The sequence below is a fragment of the Paraburkholderia sp. BL23I1N1 genome (assembly GCF_003610295.1).
Classification (GTDB): domain Bacteria; phylum Pseudomonadota; class Gammaproteobacteria; order Burkholderiales; family Burkholderiaceae; genus Paraburkholderia.
In genome coordinates this window covers 4,304,426-4,328,324 of record NZ_RAPV01000001.1, presented here as the reverse complement: position 1 = coordinate 4,328,324, position 23,899 = coordinate 4,304,426, and the positions used below count along the sequence as shown (strand labels likewise).

Below are 23,899 nucleotides of genomic sequence, written 5' to 3'. Positions count from 1 at the left end.
TCCACCCGCCGGCCAGGGACTAACGTTGTGTGTCATACAACCGGTCCGGAACAAAAAACGCGGTCATCCCGCTCAGAAAGAAAACCGCACCGACCACAAGAAATCCGATGCCAATAGAAAACTGGGTGGCAATGTATCCAATAACAATGGGGGCCGCGCCCGAGCAAAAGCGACCGAGGTTATAGGAGCCGCCCACGGCTGTCCCGCGAATGGCGGTAGTGAAACTCTCGGACATGAAGGTTCCGATGGTCCCCAGCGGAACACCATACAAAAACCCGAAGATAAGCATGAGGTACGCAGTATTCTCACGCGTATGCCAGAAGATAATCACCGGTAGAAAGAGTGCGGCGCCCACACAACCAAGGACATAAACACCACGCCGGCTCCAGCGGTCACCTAGCCATCCCGCAAAGATTTTGCCAATGAAGGCGACCACGAAAGTACCAATCATGTACCCGGCCATTGCGCCGAATTTAATGTGCAGCTCCTTTTCCAGGTATGTCGGCAACCAGTTGTTCAGGCCGTAAAATCCGGAAAGTGCAAATAGCGACGCTAAGGTCCACAGAATGAACAACGTTCGTGACTGCCTGTTACTGAAAATCAGATAGTAGCGGTTGGTGCGACGTCCACCTTCGCCTTTGCGGTCCGCCGCGCGGCTCACCTGCCATGCTGCCGGCTCAGGTACGGCAAATTTGATCGCCAGGGCCAGCAGCACAGGAAGTGCCGACACGTAATAGAGCGTACGCCATCCGTAGTGCGGCAAAATCCAGTTGCTCAGCGAGATGACAACGATATAGCCCGTGGAAATACCGGTTTGCAGGACGCCAAGAATCAGTGAGCGCCGTTCCGTGGGTACGTATTCGGCAACCAGCGTGGAGACCAGCACCATGCAACCGATGCCCAATGAACTGATAAACCGCACGACCGCGAACTCAAGAAAACTGTGCGTCAGTCCGAGTAGCCCAGCTCCGAGCGAAAAAAGCGCCAATGCCCAAGCCACGACCCGCACCCGCCCCAGGCGATCGCTGGCCCATCCGCCGAGAATGCCGCCAATGGCCATACCGAACAGGGTCAAGCTGCCTAGCGCCCCCGCTTCGACATTGCTCAAGCCAAATTCATCCTTGATTCGCGTGAGCGTCAGGCCGTACATCATGACATCCGCGCCATCGGCCAGTAACGCAAGGTAGCCCAGGATGAAAACAAGCACCCAGGTGCTTTGGGATTCGGAAGATCCGGCCAGGGTAGTTCTTGTCTGCATAGATCGTAGTGAGTGAACTCAGAGACGCACGGCGCCATCGATATGCATCACGTTGCACCTGATTAACGCGGGCGCAAGGAAAGAGCCAATCAGCATGCCCATTTCTTCGTGCCTGCCCGTGTACCAGCCTTCCTTGTGTGTCATGTTCATCGTGCCGACGCATACCCCATCGTACGCGACCGGGATGTTCAATATCGATCCGAGGCCCATGCCGGTCATCACTGCATGATCGTCAAATGCCTCCCGGATACCTTGCGCCGTTTCTGCTCGAAATGGCTTGAGATCCCGCAATACCCGCTTTGCCCACGCGGTGCCATGTTTGCGCTTACGGCCCCCAATTGGATACACGTCCGGCATGTTTGTATAAACGCGCTCGACCGCCTCGCGTTGCGCGTCGTAGGACATGATCGTGAACAGGCCGAGGCCTATCGTGCTCGCGGCCACGGCGTGAACTTCACGGAAAATCGCTGCGGGTTGGTTCTTCAACCGCAGGGTCATTGCAAGACGTTCAAGGTCTGACATGGCCAGCGTTTGCAGGACTGGCGAAATTGAATCGGGCGGATTGCCTGGCATTGTCTGTCTGTAAAGATTGGGACGTCTCGAACGCTCAGCCGCGCATTTCAGTCGAAGTGAGCGAGCCCTGCAAATCACGGGGCTGGCTCACGCCCCCCTCTTCGATATCTTCAAGCGACCGGTTGCGGGTCTCGATACCCAGGAAGAACACCACGCAGGCCCCGACTAGCAAGACTGTGGTAGTCATTGCGAACACGCCCAGGAATCCAAGCGTTGGATAGACAAGGCCGACCAGAATGGGCGCGCTCACCGAGCCAATTCGGCCGAAAGATGAGGACGACCCCGTACCGGTTGCTCGCACAGCGGTCGGAAAGACTTCAGGGGTGTACGCATACACGCCTGCGAACGCGCCATTCATGAAGAACGACAGGCATATGCCCGCAGCCATGATCTGTAGCCCCGTGTGGGAAAACGCCAGCGTGATCGCGGCAATCCCGCCCAACATCATGTATGACGCCACCACGCCCTTTCGGCCGAGCCGTTCATTGAGCCATGCCGCCGAGAAATAGCCAGGAATCTGCGCCCCGTAAATCGCGATCGAATAACCAAAGCTTTTCGTCATCGTGAGCCCCTCCTTGAGGAGCAGGCTCGGAATCCAGGAGAAAAACGAGTAATACGCGAACGCGACCGAGAACCACATCAGCCAGCTCACCGCCGTCGTACGCGCCAGTCGCGGCGACCACAGCGTCAAGACATTCTGCAAGGCGTTGCCCTTTGCAGGCACAGATCCCGGCATGTTGCCGAGGGAGCCAATGGGCGACAAACTGATGCCTTTACCTGCAAACCATGACTCGATTGCAGTCACAATGTTGTCTGCCTCAGCGGCCCGCCCCTGGCTTTCAAGCCAGCGCGGTGACTCGGGCAAGGTTCTGCGCCACCAGAGGAGCATGACGACGGGCAACGAAGTCGCCACCGCCAGATACCGCCAGCCATCGGCAAAGTTACGCACAACAGTGAAGCCGAGAATGGATGAACCCAGATAGCCGAACGACATGAAGCCGACCAGCGCGCCGCAAAAGATGCCTCGGTAACGCCGTGGTACGAACTCGGCAAGGAACGGTGCGATCACCACGGTCTCCGCCCCCGATCCAAAGCCCGCGACGATGCGTAATGCGAAAAAGGTGTGCCAGTCATTGGCGGTCGCACTCGCGAGCGACGCACAGCAATAAATCGCAAGCGCACTCATCATGATGCGACGGCGGCCGATCACATCGGCGAGCACGCCCGACAGAAAGGCCCCAAAAAAGTACCCAATGTAGGTGCTGCTCGCGACGAGACCCGTCTCGGCACTCGTCAGGTGCCATAGTTTGCTTACGACGGGTAGCAGGAATGCCAGCGATGACGAATCGAGTCCGTCAAACATATATCCCAGCCCACCGATCAGCAGGAGCTTGCGATGAAAACCCGACAACGGCAGTCTCTCGAGACGGGCGGCAATTGCAGACACGGCATGTTCTCCCTGGCGAAAATGAATACGATTTCTAGGTCGCGACGCTTATCGCCCGATTGCGTATGCCTGCATTTGACGAGGCGTCGCTGCGCCACGCATCAGACCGTTTCTGATTCCGACCGCACATACCCGGCCCAGCGACCAGGGCTCAGCCACAGTCAGGTCATGCCCACGGGCGCGTAATACGGCAAGCGTGGGTTCCGGAAAATTGGACTCGGCCGACATCTTGCCCAGTTGCATCGAACGCGGATAAAACGAGCCGGGGAAATGCGCCGTCTGAAACGAGGGCGAATCCACGGCAGCCTGGAAATTCATGCCGGCGTGCACGTGCCTGAGAAACAACTGGATCGACCACTGATCCTGCTGGTCGCCACCCGGCGTGCCAAATGCCGCATAGGGCCTGCCCTCGCGGGTAACAAGCGTGGGCGAGAGCGTCGTGCGGGGACGGCGCCCTGGGCCGAGCGAGGATGGCAGGCCCTCTTCCATCCAGAACATCTGTGCGCGCGTTGTCACATTAAAGCCGAGACCAGGCACGGCCGGCGAGGCTTGCAGCCAGCCACCCGATGGTGTTGCCGAAACCATGTTCCCCCAACGATCGACCACGTCGAGGTGAACCGTATCGCCTCGTAGTTCAGGCAGGGGGGAAAATGTCGGTTCGCCCTGGCCAAAGCCGCCGGACTGTTGCTTTCCTGCATTGGCCGTGATCAGTGCGGCACGTCGCTCGCTATCGCCCAACGTACCCGGGCGGAATTCGAACGACGCACGGCCGGGATCGATCAATCGGCGGCGTTCCTTGTTGTAGGCGTCGCTCAGAAGCACATCCATTGGCACATGCGCAAATGCGGGGTCGCCGTAAAACACCTCACGGTCGGCGAACGCGAGCTTCGAGCATTCGATTATCGTGTGCACGAAGTCGGGTCCCATCGGATCCATCGCACTGAGATCAAAGCCTTTAAGGAGTGCGAGCTGCTGCAGGAACATTGGTCCCTGCCCCCACGGGCCCGTTTTGTGAACACGGAAACCCTCATAGTCGTATGAGACCGGATCTTCATACGACGGCTCCCAACGCGCGAGATCATCCGCGTTGAGCAGACCATGGTTGCGCTGACCGGAGGTGTCAAGAACGGCAGTTGACCGGAAGTAATGATCAATAGCGTCGGCCACGAATCCGCGATAGAAGACCTCGCGAGCAAAGTCGCATTGCTCGGCACGATCGCTGCGGGTATTCGCCTCTGCCAGGATGCGCCGGTATGTCTGCGCAATCGCCGGATTGGCGAACAGTTGGTTCGGCATCGGCGCGTCGCCGTTGCGCAGCCATTGTTCAGCAGAAGTGGGCCATTCAGCCTGAAAGAAATCCTTGATTGCCAGAATCGACGACGTCATGCGCGGAAGGACCGGATAGCCGTTCTCCGCGTAGCCAATCGCGTAGCTCAAGACGTCTTCGAGCGGCAGTTGGCCATAGTCGCGCAGCATGACCATCCAGGCGCCAAATGCACCAGGTACTACAGCAGGCAGCAACCCCGTGCCGGGAACGACGTCGAGGCCCAACTCCCGCATGCGCGCTATCGTCATTCCCGCGGGCGTCACACCCTGCCCGCACAGAACGCGAACACGGTGTTCGCGAGCGCTATAGAACACGACCGGCAGCTCGCCGCCGGGACCATTCAGATGCGGCTCGACGATCTGCAGAACAAATCCGGCGGCGGCTGCCGCATCGAATGCATTGCCCCCTTTCTCCAGAACGGCCATCGCCGACGCGCTCGCCAGCCAGTGCGTCGAGGCCACCATGCCGAATGTGCCAATCAGCTCCGGACGGGTTGTAAACGACATGCGCCACTCCTTTTGCGATGACCAACGATTGGTCACTACCGAACCAATCATTATTGGTACCAATACGATAAGCTAAGAGATTACGGCGAACATTGCCCGGTTGCACCCAGCGTTAACCCGGAATAGATCACAAAATAACGGATCAAAAAAGAATCGGTGGGCCTCGCCCCGGTTAGTTCGACTGTGGTATGTTATGAACCAATAAGTATTGGTTCGAGCAAAGGGAAATGGAAAATTCGATACTGGACAAGCTGCTGGCCTATATTGCCGACCATCAACTCAAGGACGGCGATGCACTGCCTCCTGAAAGAAAGCTCGCCGAAGACCTTAATGTCAGTCGGAGGGAACTGCGTTCTTCACTTGCTTCCCTGGAGGCGTCAGGACGTGTATGGCGCGGCGTCGGTCGCGGCACCTATCTCGGCGCGAGACCGCTGAAGTTCGCCCCGACGCTGCGTGGACTTCGCGCGGGCGCCAGTCCGTCAGACATCGCAGAAATGCGCCTGTTGTTCGAGCCGGCACTCGCACAGCTTGCCGCGACGAAAGCAAGTCGGGACGACTTGCTGGAACTTGAAAAATGCGCGCGGAAAAACGCCGCGGCAAAAAATGATGAAGAGTGGCAACAATGGGATCATCGATTCCATTTGCTGATCGGACAGGCCACACGCAATCCCGCGCTCATCTCCTTGATGGAAGTGATCAATGGCATGCGCGTCAAACCCGACGTACGCGAGAAGACGTCAGCCCAGGAAACACGCAGTTATTTCGCCCAGCAGCACCAGGATATTGTCGGTGCCATGAAGGCGCGTGATGGCGAAGCCGCGGCGCGATGCATGCGCGAGCATCTGCTGAGCGTTCAGTGGCGCGTTTCCACGAGAGGCGAGGAAGCGGCTCCTCGCCAGGATTGAGAAGCCTGCGTGCCTGTCTTCGGTACAGATTGATCAGGACACCGTCCCCGAACCCACGTTCCTCTCATCCCCCCCGGCCGACTGTTCTTCCATCCGGTCCCGGGAATGGAACAGATTCACAAACTGCTCGAACCCCTGAATCGGAAGCGGCTTGCAAAAGAGGAAACCTTGATACGCATGACACCCTGCTACTGCAAGAAAATCTCTTTGCGCTTCCGTTTCGACGCCCTCGGCGATGACACCCAGGTTAAAACTTCGGGCAAGCGCCACGATGGTTCTCGCGATGTCGGCGTCGTTGGGGTCGATCAGAATGTCGCGCACGAACGAACGGTCAATCTTTAACTGGTCCAGCGGCAATCTTTTCAGGTAAGACAGCGAAGAGTAGCCCGTCCCAAAGTCATCCAGGGAGAAGGTCACGCCTCGCGCGCGAAGAGCCGTCATCTTTTCGATAATGTCCTGCACGTTCTCAACGAGAACACTCTCGGTCAATTCTAGCTTCAGCCTGTCCGCCCTCGCCCCCGTCTGCTTGATGACCGCGAGCACACCGTCTACGAAATCAGGTTCGCGGAATTGGCGCGCGCTTACGTTCACGGATATAGACAGATGCGCCATCGAAGACCGCGTCGCCCACAGGGCGAGCTGGGCGCATGCGGACGCCAACACCGATCGCCCCATCTCCAGAATCAATCCGGACTCCTCCGCGAGCGGGATAAATTCGCCCGGGGGAATCAGGCCGCGCTCAGGATGCGCCCAGCGCACCAGCGCTTCCGCACCGGTTATATGGTTGCCGTCTATCACCTGTGCCTGATAGTGAATGACAAACCGGTTCTCCTCGACGGCGTTGCGCAGCCCCACCTCCAGCTCGGCTCGCCTCAGCACCGCTGTCTGCATCGCAGGGTCGAAGAAGCACATGGCATTGCGGCCGCGCTCCTTCGATTTATACATGGCGAGATCGGCCTGCTTGAAAAGCTCGTCGGTGGAACTCTGCTCTCCGTTGAATACGGTGACGCCAATGCTGGCGGTACTCCGGAACTGGACCCCACTGAGCTGGTAGGCGCACCCCAGCACAGCGAGAATTCTTTCTCCTACCGCCTCGGTTTCCACGGTCGCCTTGGCCGGATCGAGGCTCAGATTACCCAGCACCACAACGAACTCGTCGCCGCCGACCCGGGCGACCGTGTCTCCCTCATTAACACTACTCGACAGGCGATACGCGACCTGTCGCAGGAGCAGATCGCCTTTGTCATGTCCAAGCGTATCGTTCAGCGTTTTGAAGTGATCGAGGTCGATAAACATCAAGGCGCCGCAGACCTTGTCCTGCCGGCAGACCATCATTGATTGCCTCAGCCGGTCCAGCAGAAGCGCGCGATTGGGCAGTCGGGTCAGCGTGTCGTAGAAGGCAAGCTTCTGGATTTTCTCTTCCGACTTCTTTCGCTCTGTAATATCGCGGCCGCTAGTCCGAAAACCAATGAAGTCGCCCCGCTGATTGCTAATCGGCACCCAGGAAAGCGAAAGCCAGAGAAGCGATCCATCCTTGCGCACGCAACGAAACTCGAGATCGTCGCCGCGAGAACCCTCTAACCCCTTTTTAAATTCCGGCGCAACACGCGAAATGTCCTCGTGATGAATTAGCGTGCGGGCGAAGTCGGGCATCTCCATACATTCTTCGACGGTGTAGCCCGTGTAGTACTCAACCGAGGGATTGATCCAGCGAGGTTTGCCGTCCGGCCCCCACCAGATTTCCAGGTTCACCGTACAGTCGGCAATGGCGCGAAACTTCTCTTCGTTCTCACGCAACTCCCGCGTCATGGTGGAGGCAAGCCGCATGGCGCGCTCCCGCCCTGTCATCATGAGCCAGGTCAGCAGCGTCAGCAGGAGACTCAATCCCCCGCCGGCGCCCGCAATTAACGCCTCCGCATTCCGTCCCAAGCGGGACCGGAACGGGTCGGAGGCGCTCATCGTGAGCATCCAGTCGTGCCCTTCCACAACCAGATATTCGTTGGCGGAGATCAGCGCGGGCGCACTCCGCTTGCTGGCATCCGAGGTGCGATGCAGCAGCGCCGCCTCCGATGGCTCGACGCCGTCGTAAATGGCCAGCGAGACGCCGGGTGGCTGTTCGCCGTAAAGACTGGCCATCACATCGTGCATACGGAACGAGGCATAGACCCAACCGATAATGTTCGCCCGGCGCTGCACAAGGTTGTCTTGCGCCTTGCCAGAAGCGTAGATCGGGAGGTACATGAGGAAACCCGGCCGAGGGTCGGATTCCGCGTCGACCGTAAGACGCACCATTCCCGTGAGGGCCGCCATGCCGGAGTCCCGGGCTTTCTCCATGGCAGCGCGCCGCACCGGCTCGTCCCAGGCGTCAAAGCCAGGCGAGCTGCGCGCGAGGCCAATATAAGGCTCGCGCTGAATGATCGGGGCATAGTTCTGACGCGGCCCGTCAGGACGAATCGTGTAGTCTGCAATGCCGTCCTGGCGCATGTCCGCTATATGGTCCGCTTTACGCGCCGCGGGCACCCATTCGACCACGCCGACGCCATGGACCCCGGAAAAATTCGCGTCAAGATTGAGCGCGCTCACGTAGCGGCGGAACCTGTCGCGATCGATCGTTCCGTTCGCGGCGAACAGGCTCTGCACGCCTCGCAACATCAGTTCGTAAGTCGCCATGCGCTGTTCGACGCGGCTTACCGCGTCGCTCATGGTGTAATCGAACTGGGTGCGAAGCTCTGTGCGAGTCGCCTGCCGTTCGTGATTCCACACTATCCAGGTCACGCAGAGCGACGCGGACAAAACCAGCAACGGCAGCAGGACGGAGCGTACCCGGATCACGGTGACGCCTTGAAGTTGACCATGGAATCGGCCAGATCCGGTCTGAAGTACTTTTCGAAGATACGGCGCACCGTGCCGTCCGCACGCATTTCATCCACCAGCGCCCGCCACTTCTCCCGCTCCGCGGCCGAAAGCGCTTTCTTCGACATGATCAGGCCGTGCGGCACAGATGGATCGTTGAACTCAACGATCGTCGTTACGTCGCGTATCTTCTTCTCATCCAGCGCGGGGTAGTCGAAGGGCTCGATAATCATGCCCTGAATCTCTCGAAGAATGAGCGCCTGGTAGAGCGGCTCGAGCCCACCCGCCAGGCTGACGCGGTTTTCCGCCGTCAGCCTGTCGACCAGTTCGTTGGCCGATGCGCTATAGCGGAAACTGCGGATCACGCCGAGCTGTGCGTGGTGATTGTGTTCGAAATCCGCGACGTTATGGATGCCGGCGTCCTTGCGCACGAGCAGATAGTATTTATTGCTGAAGTACCACGCAAACGAGGCATATTGATTGCGTTCGTCGTTCGCAATTCCGGAAAGACTGAAGTCGAGCGCACCCGACTCGATCAGTTTCCAGATACGTGCGCGCGACATCAAGCTGACCTTGATCTGGCAACCGCTACGCCGGATCAGCTCATCGGCAAAGTCTTTGTCGATACCGCTGTCGGTATCGAGCGAATAGAGCAGGCCGTGGTCGTGCAATCCAAGCGTAAGCGGCCGGGAACAATCCGGTCCGCCCGCAAAGGCATTGCTTACGAAACACATTGCCAACAACACCCCGCCAAGCCAGTTTCGAATCACAACGCCTCCATAGCGGAACGACGCCTGGTTGATTTTTTATCCGCGATTACAAACCGACGACCCATTCAGTCAGGCTTTTTCTATTAGCACCTGACTTTTATCACACATTTCGGGATATTTTTCTGACTCAATGCGTTGCCGATGCGTGGCGAGCAAGCAAGATTTGCTTGCGCAATCCCTCAATACGCAAGATCGACAATATTTGGACATTCCTGAGGCCGCTGGCGACCTCTTGCCGTCAGCCAGCGTCCGCTAAATGCGAAGTCTGGCGGCACGCCAGTCAGACTCGTGCGCGAGTGCGACAAACGCCGCCAGATAATCGATTGCCTTATCCGCATCGCGGATGCCGAGATAAATCTGCCTGGCAAGCCGCATTGAGCAATATGGTTCAGGCCGCGAAGACGTTGCGGCAAAAGTTCACTGAAAGCATTCGGTAATTTATTCGATACATTTCACGCATTCCGATCTGCGTGCCGCATCCGGCCGACTACCCGTTCGGGTGGTGTGCGTCCGCTGCCGTCCTGTCATTCTGAATGCACTCGCCCGTACCTTGCTGGCGAAGCATCGCGCCTATATGTGCGCGAAGCACAAGCGAATCGCATTCCAACTGGCAGGAGAAATGACATGGAAACGTCAACATCCAGCGGAAATCCATTGCAGGACCTTTCCGACAATCTGGCGGACATCGTCGAGCGCGTGGGACAGCGCGTCGTCGCGGTGCACGGTCGGTATCGTCTTCCTTCGACTGGCGTAATCTGGCGGCATGGCGTCGTCGTCACGGCGGCGCACACGCTCCGACACCAGGACGGAATCAACGTCACGCTGGCCGATGGCAGGACCGTCGCCGCGGTTCTCGCGGGGCAAGACATGGGCACCGACCTCGCCGTGCTCAAACTGGACGGCCTGGACCTCGACCCGGTCGAGTCCGGCGATGCCCGCTCGCTCAAGTCAGGCCATCTGGTGCTCGCGGTCGCGCGGGCTGACGGGCTCGGCGCGAGTGCGGATTTCGGCGTCGTCGGCGCAGTCGGCGGTGCTTGGCGCACATGGCGGGGCGGGCAGCTAGATGCGTTCGTGCGGCTCGACGGCGGTCTGCGAGCGGGTTTCTCGGGCGCGGCCCTCACGGATATGCGCGGACAGGTCATGGGCATCTGCACATCGGCGCTCGCACGTGGCGCCGGCATCCTGATTCCCGCGGCGACCGTGGCGCGCATCACCGAGGAACTGCTGGCCAAAGGACACGTCTCACGCGGCTACCTCGGCGTTGGCACGCAGACAGTGAATCTGTCGGAAGCATGGATGAAGAAAATGACCCTGTCGTCCGATCGCGGCTTGCTGATCGTTTCGCTCGCGGCGAACGGTCCTGCAGAAAAGGCAGGCGTGCTCATCGGCGACGTGCTGGTCGAACTGGATGGCGAGCCGTGCCGGGACATCGACGACCTGCACGCCGCACTCAGTTCCGAGCGCATCGGACAGCCGTTGAAAATCGGGCTGATTCGCGGCGGGGAGCGTCACGAATGTATCGTGATCCTTGGCGAACGCCCGCAACGGAATTCGTGCCGGTGAGGTTAAGCCAAGCAGTCAAGCGTCGGGTGGACAGATGGCACAGATGAGCCCGGTCCGGGTCGCCGTTATCGCCGATGCGCCACAGGTGCGCGCGTACCTGCAAGCGCTTGTCGAAGCGACGCCTGCATTCGAGTTCGTGGGCAGTGCAGCCGACGGTGAAACGCTCGCCTACCGCTTTGCCGGTTCGTTGCCGGATGTGATCGTGATCGACGTGGAGCCGGAGGCGAGCGACACGTTCACGCCCGGACTCGACGCAGATCACGCGCCGCCGGCGCTTGTCCTGTTGACCGACGAGACAGACAGCGACTGGATCAATGAGGCGTTGCCAGGCACCGTCATGGCGATCCTGTCGCGAGACGCGAGGCCAGGCGAAACTGTCGCCGCGATCGAAGCTACGGGCGCGGGTCTTTGCGTGCTGCCGCCAGAGATCTTCGCGAGGCTGCTAACCGGGCGCAAGCCGCCTCGCCCCATGGCGTCCGCAGTGCGCGTCGAAGCGCTGACCCCGCGCGAGATCGAAGTGCTGACAATGCTCGCCGAAGGGCTCGGCAACAAGGAGATCGCGCGCCAACTTGCCATCTCCGACAACACCGTGAAATTCCACCTCTCGTCCATTTTCGGCAAGCTGGGCGCAACAAGCCGCACCGAAGCGGTGATGCTGGGCATGCGGCACGGATTCATCATGGTGTAGCGGTTGTAGCGGGTCGATGCAACGTCGACGCCGCACGTCGAACGTCGAACGTTGTTCTGAAAGGTAGGGCCGGTAGCATACGAGGCAATCTCCTGAATACTCCTTTCAATCATGTATCGCTGACATTTCATTTCGATGGCTACCTACATCCTACTCGGCGGCGGCCTCGCCGCGGCTTTGCTCATTGCAGGTTGGGGAATCTGGAAGTTGAGATAGCGGAAGATCGCTCACGCGCAGAAGTTGCTGTCATCAATACGCCGCGCGTCTACGGAAATATCCATAGACCGCGCGTCCGCGGAAATACTCAACTTAGATCCCCTATGTCCTCCACTGCTCTCACACGGCCTCTCCCGCAAAACAAGCTGCGCCCGGCCTCGTGCTCGGCGCCATCGGGGTAGTGTTCGGCGATATCGGAACCAGCCCGCTCTATACGCTGCGCGAATGCCTGAAGGCGGCGGGCGGTATCACGCAAATCAATGTGTTCGGTATTGTGTCGCTGATTCTGTGGTCGATCATCATTGTCGTTACGCTGAAGTACGTCAGTTTCGTGATGCGGGCGGATAACGAGGGCGAGGGCGGCATCCTGGCACTCACCGCACTTGCGTCCGGCGTTGCACCCGCGCGATTGCGCGGCGTTTTATTGACGCTCGGCGTATTCGGTGCGGCCATGTTCTACGGCGATTCGATGATCACGCCGGCCATTTCGGTGATATCCGCGGTGGAAGGCGTGACGCTCGTGGACCCGCATCTGACCGAATGGATTGTTCCTATCTCGCTCGTCATCCTCACCGGCCTTTTCAAACTTCAGAAACGCGGCACGGGCGCGGTCGGCCAGGTTTTCGGGCCGGTAATGATCGTATGGTTCGTGACGCTGGCGGCGCTCGGCCTATCCCATATCGTCACGCATACCGCCATTATGCAGGCCGTGTCGCCGCTCTACGCCGTCAAATTCGTCACACACGCGCCGGCCACTGCGTTCGTCGTGCTGGGCTCGGTCCTTTCTGGCGCTGACCGGCGGCGAGGCCCTCTACGCCGACATGGGCCACTTCGGCAAAAAGCCGATCCGTTTCGCGTGGCTGCTTCTCGTGCTACCCAGCCTGGTGCTGAACTATTTCGGTCAGGCGGCGCTGGTTCTGGAAAAGCCTTCAGCGATTGCTCAACCGTTTTTTCAGTCCGCGCCTGACTGGGCGCTCATACCGCTAGTTGTGCTCGCCACGGCGGCCACCATCATCGCGTCGCAGGCCGTCATCTCGGGCGCCTTTTCAATGACCAAGCAGGCCGTGCAACTCGGCTTTCTGCCGCGCATTCCGGTCGTGCACACGTCGACGCACGAGATGGGACAGGTGTACGTCCCGTTCATCAATGTCACGCTTTACGCGGCCGTCGTTTTTCTCGTGGTGTTCTTCAAGTCCTCTGACAATCTGGCGGCGGCTTACGGTATCGCAGTGGCATCGACCATGCTGCTGACCACCTTGCTGATGTTCTTCATCACCCACTGCCTGTGGCACTGGAAGCCGCTTGCAACCGCGGTTGTGATCGGGCCTCTCGCCCTGGTCGACGCGGTGTTCGTGTCGAGCAACGTCAGCAAGGTACTTGAAGGCGGCTGGTTTCCGCTGCTCGCCGGGGGCGTGCTATTTACCGTGGTGACGACCTGGCATAAAGGACGTGAAACGATTGTCGAAAGAATGAAAACCGACAATATGCCGCTGGTGCCGTTGATTCACTCCCTATGCGACGGTGCGCATTCGCCGCCGCGCGTGAACGGCACGGCCGTTTTTCCAGGCGGGGTTGTAGACATGGCGCCATCCGCGTTTCTGCATAACCTGAAGCACAATGGCGTCATGCATCAGGTCAACATCTTCCTGGCTGGTACGACGGACAACGTACCGCACGTGCCCGATGAACGGAAAGCGGTTGTCGTCGACCTCGGGCACGGATGCTACTCCGTCACGGTTCGCCACGGCTTCATGGAGATTCCCAACGTTCCCGCCATTCTCGAACTGGCGCAGAAACAGATGCCGAACTGGAATTACGAACCGGCGGACACATCGTTCTTCCTCGCGCGCGACACCGTCGTGGCGACCGGCGAAAGCAAATCGATGCCGCTCTGGCGTGAGAAGCTGTTCGCATTTCTTGCAAGAAACGCGGCGCAGGCGGCCGAGTATTACAGCCTGCCCGCTAACCGCGTGGTGGAAATGGGCGGTCAGATCAATATCTGAGCGCCGGCGGCCTATCGCAGCGCGTCAGAACAGGATGTTGGTCCTCAGGCCCACCACGGCTTCATTGGCGATGCCCGCATGCGCCGCATTTTTTGCAGCCAAAACCGCCGAGAATCGCTTTCGTTAAGGGAAAACCCGTATAATCGGCGATAAGAGGTCAGACAACTATAGGACACAATAGGGGTCGAGACCCAGGCGCAGCGCTTTCACGCGCGGCGCCTGCCCTGAAAAGCCCTCCTCGCTCAGACCCGTGAACCCGACTGCGACTGCCCTGCCTTTCCGAAACGCCCTGCTAGCGATGCTCGGCATCGGCCTCGTCAATATGCTGGTCGCACTCGACCAGACCGTCGTCAGCACTGCCCTACCGTCGATCGTCGCCGAGTTGCACGGCTTCGAGTACTACGCATGGATTGCCAGTGCGTACCTGCTGGCGTCGGTGGTGACCGTCCCCGTGTTCGGGCGTCTCGGCGATTATTTCGGGCGCAAGCGTTTCGTCATTGCCGCGGTCATCACGTTCACGGTGGCGTCGGTGCTCTGCGGCGTCGCGAACGACATGCTGTTCCTCGTGATCGCGCGCGGCTTGCAAGGCGTCGGCGGCGGGATGATGGTGGGCACGGCGTTCGCGTCGATACCGGACCTGTTCCCCGATCCGCGCGCACGGGTGCGCTGGCAGGTTGTGATGGCCGCCGCGTACGGGATCGGTACCGCGGCGGGCCCGTCGCTGGGTGGCTGGATGAGCGAGCATTGGGGCTGGCGCTCCACCTTCCTGATCAATCTGCCGGTCGGCGCCGCGGCGCTCTATTTCATCTGGGCGCATCTGCCTCACTTCCAGCGGCCGCACGAGGGCAAGGTCAAGATCGACTGGCTCGGCGCAGCGCTGGTCGCCGCTGTGTTAGCCGGCCTTCAGGCTTTCATTGAAGCCGTGCCGAAACACGGTCTGACGACCGGCAACCTGGTGTTGGCGGCCTTCGTGATCGTGGGCGCCATTGCGTTGCTGGTGTGCGAGAAACGCGCCACGCATCCGATCATTCCGCTCGACCTGTTCAAGGACGCGCAACTCGTCACGCTGTTCACGCTCGGCTTCCTGTCCGGCTTCGTGATGTTTTCGCTGATCTTCTTCGCGCCGCTGCTGTTGCAAGGCGGCTTCGGGCTTTCACCACAACAAGCCGGTCTGCTCGCTACGCCAATCGCTGCGTGCATCGCACTCGGCAGTCTGCTGAATACGCGCATCGTCATTCACATGAAGAAGCCCACGCGGATTCTGTCGATCGGGTTCGCGCTGCTGCTGTTCGCCTCGATCGCGTTGGCGTTTGCCAATCCCGAGACGCCCCATGTGTGGATCGAATTGCCGATGGCAGCCGTCGGCATCGGCCTGGGTTTCATCCTGAACAATCTGAATGTGTTCGGCCAGGAGATTGCCGGACGCGAGCGCTTCGGCATCACGACCGCATTGCTGCAGTCCACGCGGATGGTGGGCGGGATGCTGGGCACGAGCATTGTGGCCACCGTCGTGCAGCATCACTACCGCGACGTGGTCACGCGCACGATCAGCGTGCTCGGCGAGCCGGCCGCCTCGCAATGGCAGCCGCGCTTCGTCGATCCCCGCATCCTGATCGACGAAGCGTTGCGTCTGAAACTGATTGCGGATATGAAGCCGTCGGGACTCAACACGCTGGCGCTGATCGACACGGCACGCGATGCCATGGCGCAGTCGATTCATATCGGCGTGTGGTTGACGGCGGTGGCGGCACTGGCGGCCGCGCTGCTGGTGCAGCGCATCTCGCACGTTGTGTTTCGCCGGAGTTGAGCGCAGCAGGATCGCCTTGCTTCGTTACTGCGTTACCGCGTTATTGCGCGCCGAGCTTCTTGATCAGCACGTCGAGTTGCGCCATTTCTTCTTCGGTCAGATCGGTCAGCGGTGCGCGCACCGGACCTGCGCTGTGGCCAACCAGCTTCGCGCCGGCCTTCACGATACTGACCGCATAGCCCTGGCGGCGGTTGCGGATCGCCAGATACGGCAGGAAGAATTCGTCGATCAGCTTGCCGACGGTCGCGTGGTCGTCCGCGGCAATCGCGCGGTAGAAATCCATCGCGGTCTTCGGGATGAAGTTGAACACCGCCGATGAATACACCGGCATGCGCAGCGCCTTATAGGCCGCCGCATAAACTTCCGCAGTAGGTAGGCCGCCGAGGTAGGAGAAGCGGTCGCCAAGGCGGCGACGGATCGTCACCATATTTTCGATCTCGCCCACGCCGTCCTTGAAACCGATCAGGTTCGGGCAACGGTCCGCGAGACGTTCGAGCATGTCCGCATTCAGCTTGGAATTGGCGCGGTTATAGACGATCACCCCGATGTTCGGCACCGCCTTGCAGACCTGCTCGACATGCGCGGCGATACCTTCTTGCGATGCCTCGGTCAGATAGTGCGGCATCAGCAGCACACCGCTTGCGCCGAGACGTTCGGCTTCCTTGGCGTACTCGATCGCCACGCGGGTCGGGCCGCCCGCGCCGGCAAGAATCGGCACCTTGCCTCTGCAAGTCTCCGTTGCTGCGCGAATCACATTCGTGTAGTCGCTTTTGGTCAGCGAGAAAAATTCCCCCGTACCACCGGCGGCAAACAGCGCGGTTGCGCCGTAAGGCGCGAGCCATTCGAGGCGCCCGGCATAGGTATCGGCGCGAAAATCGCCTTGTTCGTCGAAGTCGGTCACCGGGAAGGACAACAAGCCTTCCGAAACGATCGCTTTGAGTTCTTGAGGTGAGGTCATAGCTTGAATGGCGTAATAACGTGAATTGTGGGTGAGCGCGAGCGGCCCCACGGGCCGCCGCTCAGATCATGAGAGGTTCAACGCACCAGGCACGGGCGCTTGTTATCGAACGTCCAGTTCGGAATCAGGTACTGCATCGCCACGCCGTCGTCGCGTGCGCCGAGGCCATGTTGCTGATACAGCGCGTGCGCCTTTTCGATCTCGTCCATATCCAGTTCGACACCGAGGCCGGCGGCCTGAGGCACCTTGACCTTGCCGCCGACGATCTGCAGCGGCTCACGCGTCAGACGCTGACCGTCCTGCCAGATCCAGTGCGTGTCGATCGCCGTGATCTTGCCCGGCGCCGCGGCCGCGACATGGGTGAACATCGCGAGCGAAATGTCGAAGTGATTATTCGAGTGCGAGCCCCAGGTGAGCCCCCACTCGTTGCACATCTGCGCCACCCGCACCGAGCCCTGCATGGTCCAGAAGTGCGGATCGGCAAGCGGAATATCCACCGACTGCAACTGGATCGCGTGACCCATCTGGCGCCAGTCGGTCGCGATCATGTTGGTTGCTGTCGGCAATCCGGTCGCGCGGCGGAATTCGGCCATCACCTCGCGGCCCGAATAGCCGTTCTCCGCGCCGCACGGATCTTCCGCGTAAGCCAGCACGTCGTGCCTGTCGCGGCATAGGCGCACCGCTTCGGCGAGCGACCATGCGCCATTCGGATCGAGCGTGACGCGGGCGTTGGGGAAACGCTCGGCAAGCGCCGTGACCGCTTCGATTTCGGCGTCGCCGGGCAACACGCCGCCCTTGAGCTTGAAATCGTTGAAGCCATAGCGCGCTTGCGCGGCCTCGGCGAGCCGCACTACCGCCTCGGGCGTCATCGCTTCTTCGGTACGCACGCGCTCCCAATCGTCGCGCCCTTCTGCGCCGCTGGCATAGGGCAGATCGGTTTTGTTGCGGTCGCCGATATAGAACAGATAGCCGAGCATTTCCACTTCGTCGCGTTGCTGGCCTTCGCCGAGCAGTGCCGCGACAGGTACGCCCAGATGCTGACCGAGCAGATCGAGCAAGGCGGCTTCGAGCGCGGTCACCGCGTGAATGGTGGTGCGCAGATCGAATGTCTGCAGACCGCGGCCGCCGGCGTCGCGGTCTGCAAACTGCGTACGCGCTTTGTTCAGGATCGCTTGAAGATTGCCGATCGACTGACCGACTACCAGCGGCCGCGCGTCGTCGATGGTCTTGCGAATGCTTTCGCCGCCCGGCACTTCGCCGACGCCGGTATGGCCGGCACTGTCGCGCAGAATGACGATGTTGCGCGTGAAGAACGGTCCATGCGCGCCGCTCAGATTCATCAGCATGCTGTCACGGCCCGCGACGGGCACGACACGCAATTCGGTCACGATCGGCGTAGCGTTCGATTGGGATGAGTTCGTGGACATGATAGGGGTACCAGGTGAATGAGTGAGCCGACTGGCGGTGATCGATCGACAATTCAATGCGCTTTGCCCTGAAGCGGCTCAGGCAATACGTCGCGGTTTACGCGGCGATTACGGGTCAGAAAGCCTGCCGCCGCCGCAATCAGCGAAGCCACGCCCAAGGCGTACAGGCCACCGGTAATCGAGCCGGTGTGCTGCTGCAGATAGCCGAACGTGGCGGGCGCAAAGAATCCGCCGAGGTTACCCACCGAATTGATCAGCGCGATAACTGCAGCTGCGACGCGCGCGTCCAGATAACCCTGCGGAATCGGCCAGAAGAGTGAGGACGCCGCTTTGAAACCGATCGCCGAGAAGCAGATTGCCACGAATGACAGCACCGGATTACCCGACGTCGAGGCGAACAGTCCGCAGGCCGCGATAACGAGCGCCACCGCCAGCCACGCCTGTTGAAAACGCCATTTCGCCGACAACACCGCGAAGCAGTACATCGCGACCATGGCGATCAGCCACGGGATCGCGTTGTACATGCCGACTTCGAAATCCGACAGGCCGCCCATTTTGCGAATGAGCGTCGGCAGCCAGAATGTAGCCGCGTAAATAGTCAATTGGATCGCAAAGTACAGGAAGCAGAACAGAAGAATTTGCGGGTCTTTCAGCAGCTTCATGGCGGGAAGATGCGCGCCGCCATGCGCCTCGCGCTCGGCCTGCTCCGCGGCGATCGAGCTTTCGAGCACGGTCCGCTCTTCAGCCGTCAGCCAGGAGGCATCGCTAATGCGCGACTTCAGCAGCAGCCAGCTGACACCGCACAGCACGATCGAGAAAGCGCCTTCAATCAGAAACATCCATTGCCAGCCGTGCAGGCCGAGTCCGCGAATGGACAGCAGGCTGCCGGTAATCGGACCGGACAGCACCGACGCCAGCGCGGAGCCCGAGAGAAAAACCGCTATGGCTTTGCCCCGCTCTTTCTGCGGCAGCCATTGGGTGAAGTAAAACACCACGCCCGGGAAAAAGCCGGCCTCGGCGACGCCAAGCAGGAATCGCAGTACATAGAAGGACGTATCGTTCCAGACGAACGCCATGGCAGCCGCGACCAGCCCCCAGGTACCCATGATGCGGGTCAGCCAGGCGCGCGCACCGTACTTCTGCATCAACACGTTCGACGGCACTTCGAACAGGGCGTAACCGACAAAGAACAAACCGCTCCCCAGGCCGTATGCGGCAGCACCGATACCGAGGTCCGTCTGCATGTGGGTATTGACGAAGCCGATGTTCACGCGATCGATGTAGTTCGCGATGAACATGATCAAAAAAAGCGGCAGCACGTGCCGCTTGACCTTCGAGACCGCGGACTCGAGCGGGTCGACGGCGGTAGCGAGAGCAGATGTCAAGGTTGTCTCCAGTTTCGGCCACTCCGGCGGCCTGCCCGAACGCACCGCGGCGCATTCGAACGGGCCGGCGATCCGGTTTCGAACTGCGTGATACGTTGTCTGACGACAGTCTACCCTTTTCCCCAGATCGATTCCAACAAGGTGTTTACCCTGCCAATCTAGCCATATAAACTGGCAGACAGCGGCGAGCACGCTGCCTCATCACTAAAAGTAGCAAGCCAAAATAAGACGTCCGACAACATGGAAAATAGAATCCTGGCGGCATTGACCATGACGGGCCGACGCGCCGTCCCCATCAGCTTTCGGCGCGCGAGATTCGAGTCGTGATCATTCGGACAGACGCTATGATGGCTATGTCGAACCGTCTTATGACGTCACTCGCACACGCAACGTGCGTATTTCCAGCCGATTACTCAACACGCCACAGAAATGAGCAGCCTAACTGAGAAAGTGGTGGCCACCGTTTCCGATGAAATTCGCCGCGGCACCCTAAGACCGGGAGACCGCATTCCCACAGAAGTCGCGATGATGAAGCAGCTCTCGGTGAGCCGCTCCGTGGTTCGCGAGGCGATTTCGCGCCTGCAGGCGGCTAAAGTGGTCGAGACGCGTCACGGCATCGGCACGTTCGTTCTGGAACCAGCCACGGAGCAGTCCATGCAACTGCCCGCCGCCGACCTCTCCAGCATGCTGGACGTCATGGCGATCATCGAGTTCCGCATCGACGTGGAAGCGGCCTCGGCCGCGCTCGCCGCGGCACGTCGTACCGAGCAGAATCTCAAGCAGATCCGTGCCGCGCTGGAACGCTTCGAGTCCGAACTCGAGCGAGGGAGTACGGACACGCTCGCGCACGACATCGAGTTTCATCTGCAGATCGCACGCGCGAGCGGCAACCGCTACTTCTTCGATGTGCTAAGCCAGCTAGGCCGCGCGGTGAGCCCGCGTACGCGGCTCGGCTCCGCGGAGATTGCGGAGCTCGACCATATCGAACACCTGCGCAACGTGCTCAGCGAGCATCAGATGATTTTTCGGGCAATCGAACGTCAGGACGCAGACGATGCACGCGCCGCGATGCGGATGCATTTGAGCAATAGCCGCGAGCGACTTCGGCGCGCACACGAGTTGAGCAAGGCGGGGGGCTAAGCCGGCGCCTCCACGTCCAACCCCATCAAAGCCGAACTCAACGATTTGCCGTGTGCATCGAGCGCAAGCGAACGCGTCACGCCCCCGCCAAGCGCCGCGCCGAGTACGAAGTTGAACGCGGCGATGCCAGGCAGCTCATAACGCACCACTTCTCCGCGTACCACCTCGCCCAGATGCGCCTTGACCCGTTCCGGCGTCAACACCGTTCGCAGATGCTCATAGTGCTTCGCTTCATAGCAGATGACGGAGATATTCAGCGTATTGCCTTTGTCGCCGGTCCGCGAATGCGCAAGTTCACGTAGTTTCATGTCACGCCTCCACCAGCGAGAATGTGGGCCTGACATGCTCGCGCGGCAGCAGCACCGATTGCACCGCGACGACCTCGCGCGCTGACTTCGTCACGCCGCCTCCGCCTGCCGGGCCATTCGTGTAAAGCGTCTCCACCTCATTGCCGATCCGCACCGCTTGCGCCAGCGATTCGGTACACCCCGCGACCCGCACGCGCACTTCATATGGCTCGGCATAACCGCCCGCCACTGTTTCGCCATGCAAGGCGTTCACGCCGATCAGATCGAAGCGCAGTTCACGCGTTTCGACACCGGTCAGAGCGAGCCTGTCTCGCACAATATCGAGTGCGAGCCGGGCACGTGCCAGCGCGCCAGGACCGCCGTATGAAATCTGCCCCTCGCCGATATAGCCGTCGAAGTAAGCGACCGATACCTTCAACGTATCGGTACGCGGCGAACCACGTCCGCCGCCCACGCGAATACGATCCGGCGCTTCCTGCGTAATGCGCACCTGGGTGAAATCGGCGACCACGTCCGGTTGCAAATAGCGCTGCGGATCGTGAATCTCATACAGCAGTTGCTCTTTGCAGGTAGCTTCGGTAACCCGTCCACCGGACTGCGCGAGCTTGGTGATGACCACCGAGCCGTCCTGCGCGACTTCGGCGATGGGAAAGCCGAGCCTCGCGAGATCCGGGACATCCTTGAAACCTGGATCCGCAAAATAGCCCCCGGTGATTTGTCCCGCGCATTCGAGCAGGTGGCCGATCACGGTCGCCTGGCCGAGCGTCTGCCAGTCGTCCATCTGCCAGCCGAACTCGTGAATCAGCGGCGCGACGAACAGCGACGGATCGGCGACACGTCCGGTCAGGACGATTTGCGCGCCGGCCGCGAGCGCCTCGACAATCGCCGCCGCGCCGAGATAGGCATTCGCGGACACGAGGCGATCCCGGTACGAAGCAACGCTGTCCCCGGACTCCTCGAAGCGAAAATTGCCCTGCCGCACGACGTCGAGTACATCGTCGCCGGTGACGGCAGCAATCTTCACGTCGCCGAGACCGAGCGAGCGCGCGATCTCGGCAGTCTTGCGGGCCGCCGCGAGCGGATTGGCCGCGCCCATGTTCGAAATGATCCGCACGCCGTTGCCCGAAACACGCATCGCCGCGGGAAGCACGGCCCGCATGCGCGTTTCCAGCAACGGGTCGTAGCCCAATTCAGGATCCTTGCTGCGCGCCTGCTGCGCGATCGCGATGGTGCGTTCGGCGAGGCATTCGAATACGAGGTAATCAAGTGCGCCGTGTTCCGCCAGTTCGACGGCGGGTTCGATACGGTCGCCGGAATACCCCGCACCCGCGCCGATTCGCACCGCCCGTCTATGTGGAGTGGCTATCATGGTGGTCACATCCATTCAGTAAAAACTGTGCAGTTCACAGTGAGAATATCCCCAGCACGACGCAGGCAATCGTCATGACGATCGAGGCGCCGAACAGCAAGGGGAACGTGAATTTCTGATGGTCGGCAAGATCGATGCCGCACAGGCCGACTACGAGGAACGTCGCCGGCGTGAGCGGGCTGACCGGAAAGCCGGTGGTCATCTGGCCGAGCAGCGCGGCCTGGCCGACATGCACGGCGGGCACGCCGAGTTGGCCCGCCACTTCGGCAATGACGGGCAGTACACCGAAGTAAAAAGAGTCCGGGTCGAACAGCATGCTAAGCGGCATCGACAGCAAGCCGAGCGCGACGGGAATGTGGCCCGCCATGGCGGGCGGCACGAAGCCGACTGCCGCCTGGGCCATCGCCTTCAGCATGCCGCTGCCCTGCATCACGCCGGTGAACACGCCGGCCGCGAGCAGAATGCCGGCCATCATCAATGCAGGGCGCGCATGCGCGTCGATCCGCTTACGCTGCATGTCGACGTTCGGATAGTTCACCATCAACGCGACGCAGAGCCCGACCATGAACATGATCGCCGGCGGAATCTTCTCGCCCATCACGACCATCGTGCCGAGTACGACCAGCGTCAAAACGATGTTGAACCAGAAATTCTTCGGCCGGCGCAAGGCTTGCTCTTCGGGCGTCAGCTTGCGCTCCGGCATCGGCACAGAAGCGCTCGCGGCAGTGAGGCCGAGCCGCTTTTCCTCGCGCAGCCCAAGCCAGAACGCCATGCCGAAGACGAACACCAGGCCGATCAACTGCACGGGGATCAGCGGGTTGAACAACGCCGATATCGGCAGATGCAGCGACGCCGACGCGCGGATCATCGGCCCCGTCCACGGCAGAAAATTGATGCCGGCGGCCATCGAGACGGCCGCGGCCAGCACGCGCCGGTCCATCTTCAGACGGTCGTAGAGCGGCAGCATCGCGGGGATGGTGACGAGAAAACACACCGCGCCGGAACCGTCCAGGTGAATCAGCAGCGCGAGCAAGGTAGTGCCCATCACAATGCGCGTGGGCCGCGTGCCGACGGCCCGCAGGATACGGTCGATGATCGGATCGAGTGTGCCCGCGTCGGTGATGGTGCCGAAGTAAAGAATCGCGAACACGAACATCCCGACCACGGGCGCGAGACTCTTGAGCCCGTCGATCACGAACTTGCTTGTCTGAAAGCCGAAACCGCCGATGAGCGATGCCGCAATCGGCACAATGATGAGCGCCACGAGCGGCGACATGCGTTTCGACAGAATCGCGCCGAGCAGCACGACGATGGTAGCCAGCCCCAGCAATGGCAGCATGTGCTTGTCTCCAAGTTGTTTTTTACTGCGATCCAGCGTAAGTTCGAGGCAACAATA

General features: G+C 60.5%; 17 protein-coding genes and 2 pseudogenes. 6 read left to right on the top strand and 13 right to left on the bottom strand.

The features are described 5' to 3' along the window. Positions 1-19: 19 nt before the first annotated feature. The 4 genes from B0G76_RS20185 to B0G76_RS20170 form a co-directional block, all read right to left on the bottom strand. Positions 20-1,258: an MFS transporter gene (locus tag B0G76_RS20185; RefSeq protein WP_120294133.1), complete on the bottom strand. Its 1,239-nt coding sequence runs from the start codon at positions 1,256-1,258 to the stop codon at positions 20-22. A gap of 18 nt (positions 1,259-1,276) precedes the next feature. Next, complete coding sequence (locus B0G76_RS20180; protein ID WP_259460652.1) at positions 1,277-1,780, bottom strand: GAF domain-containing protein; 504 nt, start codon at positions 1,778-1,780, stop codon at positions 1,277-1,279. Between the two features lie 85 nt (positions 1,781-1,865). Beyond that, positions 1,866-3,278 carry an MFS transporter gene (locus tag B0G76_RS20175; protein WP_120294131.1) on the bottom strand — a complete coding sequence of 471 codons (1,413 nt, stop codon included), beginning with the start codon at positions 3,276-3,278 and terminating at the stop codon, positions 1,866-1,868. A 48-nt stretch (positions 3,279-3,326) separates the two neighbouring features. Beyond that, positions 3,327-5,111 (bottom strand): gamma-glutamyltransferase family protein, encoded by a 1,785-nt coding sequence (locus B0G76_RS20170; RefSeq protein ID WP_120294130.1) that lies wholly within the window; start codon positions 5,109-5,111, stop codon positions 3,327-3,329. 227 nt (positions 5,112-5,338) lie between these two features. On the opposite strand from B0G76_RS20170, the gene B0G76_RS20165 reads away from it, so the two are divergent. Further along, complete coding sequence (locus tag B0G76_RS20165) at positions 5,339-6,016, top strand: FadR/GntR family transcriptional regulator (protein ID WP_120294129.1); 678 nt, start codon at positions 5,339-5,341, stop codon at positions 6,014-6,016. Between the two features lie 33 nt (positions 6,017-6,049). On the opposite strand, the gene B0G76_RS20160 is transcribed toward B0G76_RS20165, so the two are convergent. The 3 genes and pseudogenes from B0G76_RS20160 to B0G76_RS43900 all read right to left on the bottom strand — a co-directional run. Further along, entirely contained in the window at positions 6,050-8,848 is a 2,799-nt protein-coding gene (locus B0G76_RS20160) for an EAL domain-containing protein (protein ID WP_120294128.1), read from the bottom strand. Beyond that, positions 8,845-9,639 (bottom strand): ABC transporter substrate-binding protein, encoded by a 795-nt coding sequence (locus B0G76_RS20155; protein ID WP_183082101.1) that lies wholly within the window; start codon positions 9,637-9,639, stop codon positions 8,845-8,847. The genes B0G76_RS20160 and B0G76_RS20155 overlap by 4 nt, the downstream gene beginning before the upstream one ends. Before the next feature lie 252 nt (positions 9,640-9,891). Continuing rightward, positions 9,892-10,008 (bottom strand): annotated as a pseudogene (locus tag B0G76_RS43900) (LysR family transcriptional regulator); the annotation flags it as partial. 255 nt (positions 10,009-10,263) lie between these two features. On the opposite strand from B0G76_RS43900, the gene B0G76_RS20145 reads away from it, so the two are divergent. The 4 genes and pseudogenes from B0G76_RS20145 (at position 10,264) to B0G76_RS20130 (ending at position 15,916) form a co-directional block, all read left to right on the top strand. Further along, positions 10,264-11,202 carry a S1C family serine protease gene (locus B0G76_RS20145; protein ID WP_120294126.1) on the top strand — a complete coding sequence of 313 codons (939 nt, stop codon included), beginning with the start codon at positions 10,264-10,266 and terminating at the stop codon, positions 11,200-11,202. A gap of 34 nt (positions 11,203-11,236) precedes the next feature. Then, positions 11,237-11,890: a response regulator transcription factor gene (locus tag B0G76_RS20140; protein WP_259460651.1), complete on the top strand. Its 654-nt coding sequence runs from the start codon at positions 11,237-11,239 to the stop codon at positions 11,888-11,890. A 313-nt stretch (positions 11,891-12,203) separates the two neighbouring features. Next, positions 12,204-14,109, top strand: a pseudogene (locus B0G76_RS20135) (potassium transporter Kup). 298 nt (positions 14,110-14,407) lie between these two features. Continuing rightward, the gene (locus B0G76_RS20130; protein ID WP_120294125.1) at positions 14,408-15,916 is read left to right on the top strand and encodes an MFS transporter; all 1,509 of its coding nucleotides are present in this window, start codon (positions 14,408-14,410) and stop codon (positions 15,914-15,916) included. A gap of 40 nt (positions 15,917-15,956) precedes the next feature. On the opposite strand, the gene kdgD is transcribed toward B0G76_RS20130, so the two are convergent. The 3 genes from kdgD to B0G76_RS20115 form a co-directional block, all read right to left on the bottom strand. Further along, complete coding sequence (gene kdgD / locus B0G76_RS20125; RefSeq protein WP_120294124.1) at positions 15,957-16,874, bottom strand: 5-dehydro-4-deoxyglucarate dehydratase; 918 nt, start codon at positions 16,872-16,874, stop codon at positions 15,957-15,959. Positions 16,875-16,951: 77 nt separating this feature from the next. Next, positions 16,952-18,301 carry a glucarate dehydratase gene (gene gudD / locus B0G76_RS20120; RefSeq protein ID WP_120294123.1) on the bottom strand — a complete coding sequence of 450 codons (1,350 nt, stop codon included), beginning with the start codon at positions 18,299-18,301 and terminating at the stop codon, positions 16,952-16,954. A 53-nt stretch (positions 18,302-18,354) separates the two neighbouring features. Next, a complete protein-coding gene (locus tag B0G76_RS20115) occupies positions 18,355-19,686 on the bottom strand; it encodes an MFS transporter (protein WP_120296586.1) in 1,332 nt (443 codons plus the stop codon). A 429-nt stretch (positions 19,687-20,115) separates the two neighbouring features. Between B0G76_RS20115 and B0G76_RS20110 the strand changes: the two genes are divergently transcribed. Then, the gene (locus tag B0G76_RS20110; protein WP_120294122.1) at positions 20,116-20,826 is read left to right on the top strand and encodes a FadR/GntR family transcriptional regulator; all 711 of its coding nucleotides are present in this window, start codon (positions 20,116-20,118) and stop codon (positions 20,824-20,826) included. Here the strand turns inward: B0G76_RS20110 and B0G76_RS20105 are convergent. Genes B0G76_RS20105 through B0G76_RS20095 form a run of 3 tightly spaced genes read right to left on the bottom strand, consistent with a single transcriptional unit; the run spans position 20,823 to position 23,842 of the window. Further along, a complete protein-coding gene (locus B0G76_RS20105; RefSeq protein ID WP_120294121.1) occupies positions 20,823-21,134 on the bottom strand; it encodes a hypothetical protein in 312 nt (103 codons plus the stop codon). The genes B0G76_RS20110 and B0G76_RS20105 overlap by 4 nt on opposite strands. Before the next feature lies 1 nt (position 21,135). After that, a complete protein-coding gene (locus B0G76_RS20100; protein ID WP_120296584.1) occupies positions 21,136-22,503 on the bottom strand; it encodes an acyclic terpene utilization AtuA family protein in 1,368 nt (455 codons plus the stop codon). A 34-nt stretch (positions 22,504-22,537) separates the two neighbouring features. Beyond that, positions 22,538-23,842, bottom strand: a complete 1,305-nt coding sequence (locus tag B0G76_RS20095) for a CitMHS family transporter (protein ID WP_120296582.1) — start codon at positions 23,840-23,842, stop codon at positions 22,538-22,540. Positions 23,843-23,899 lie beyond the last annotated feature (57 nt).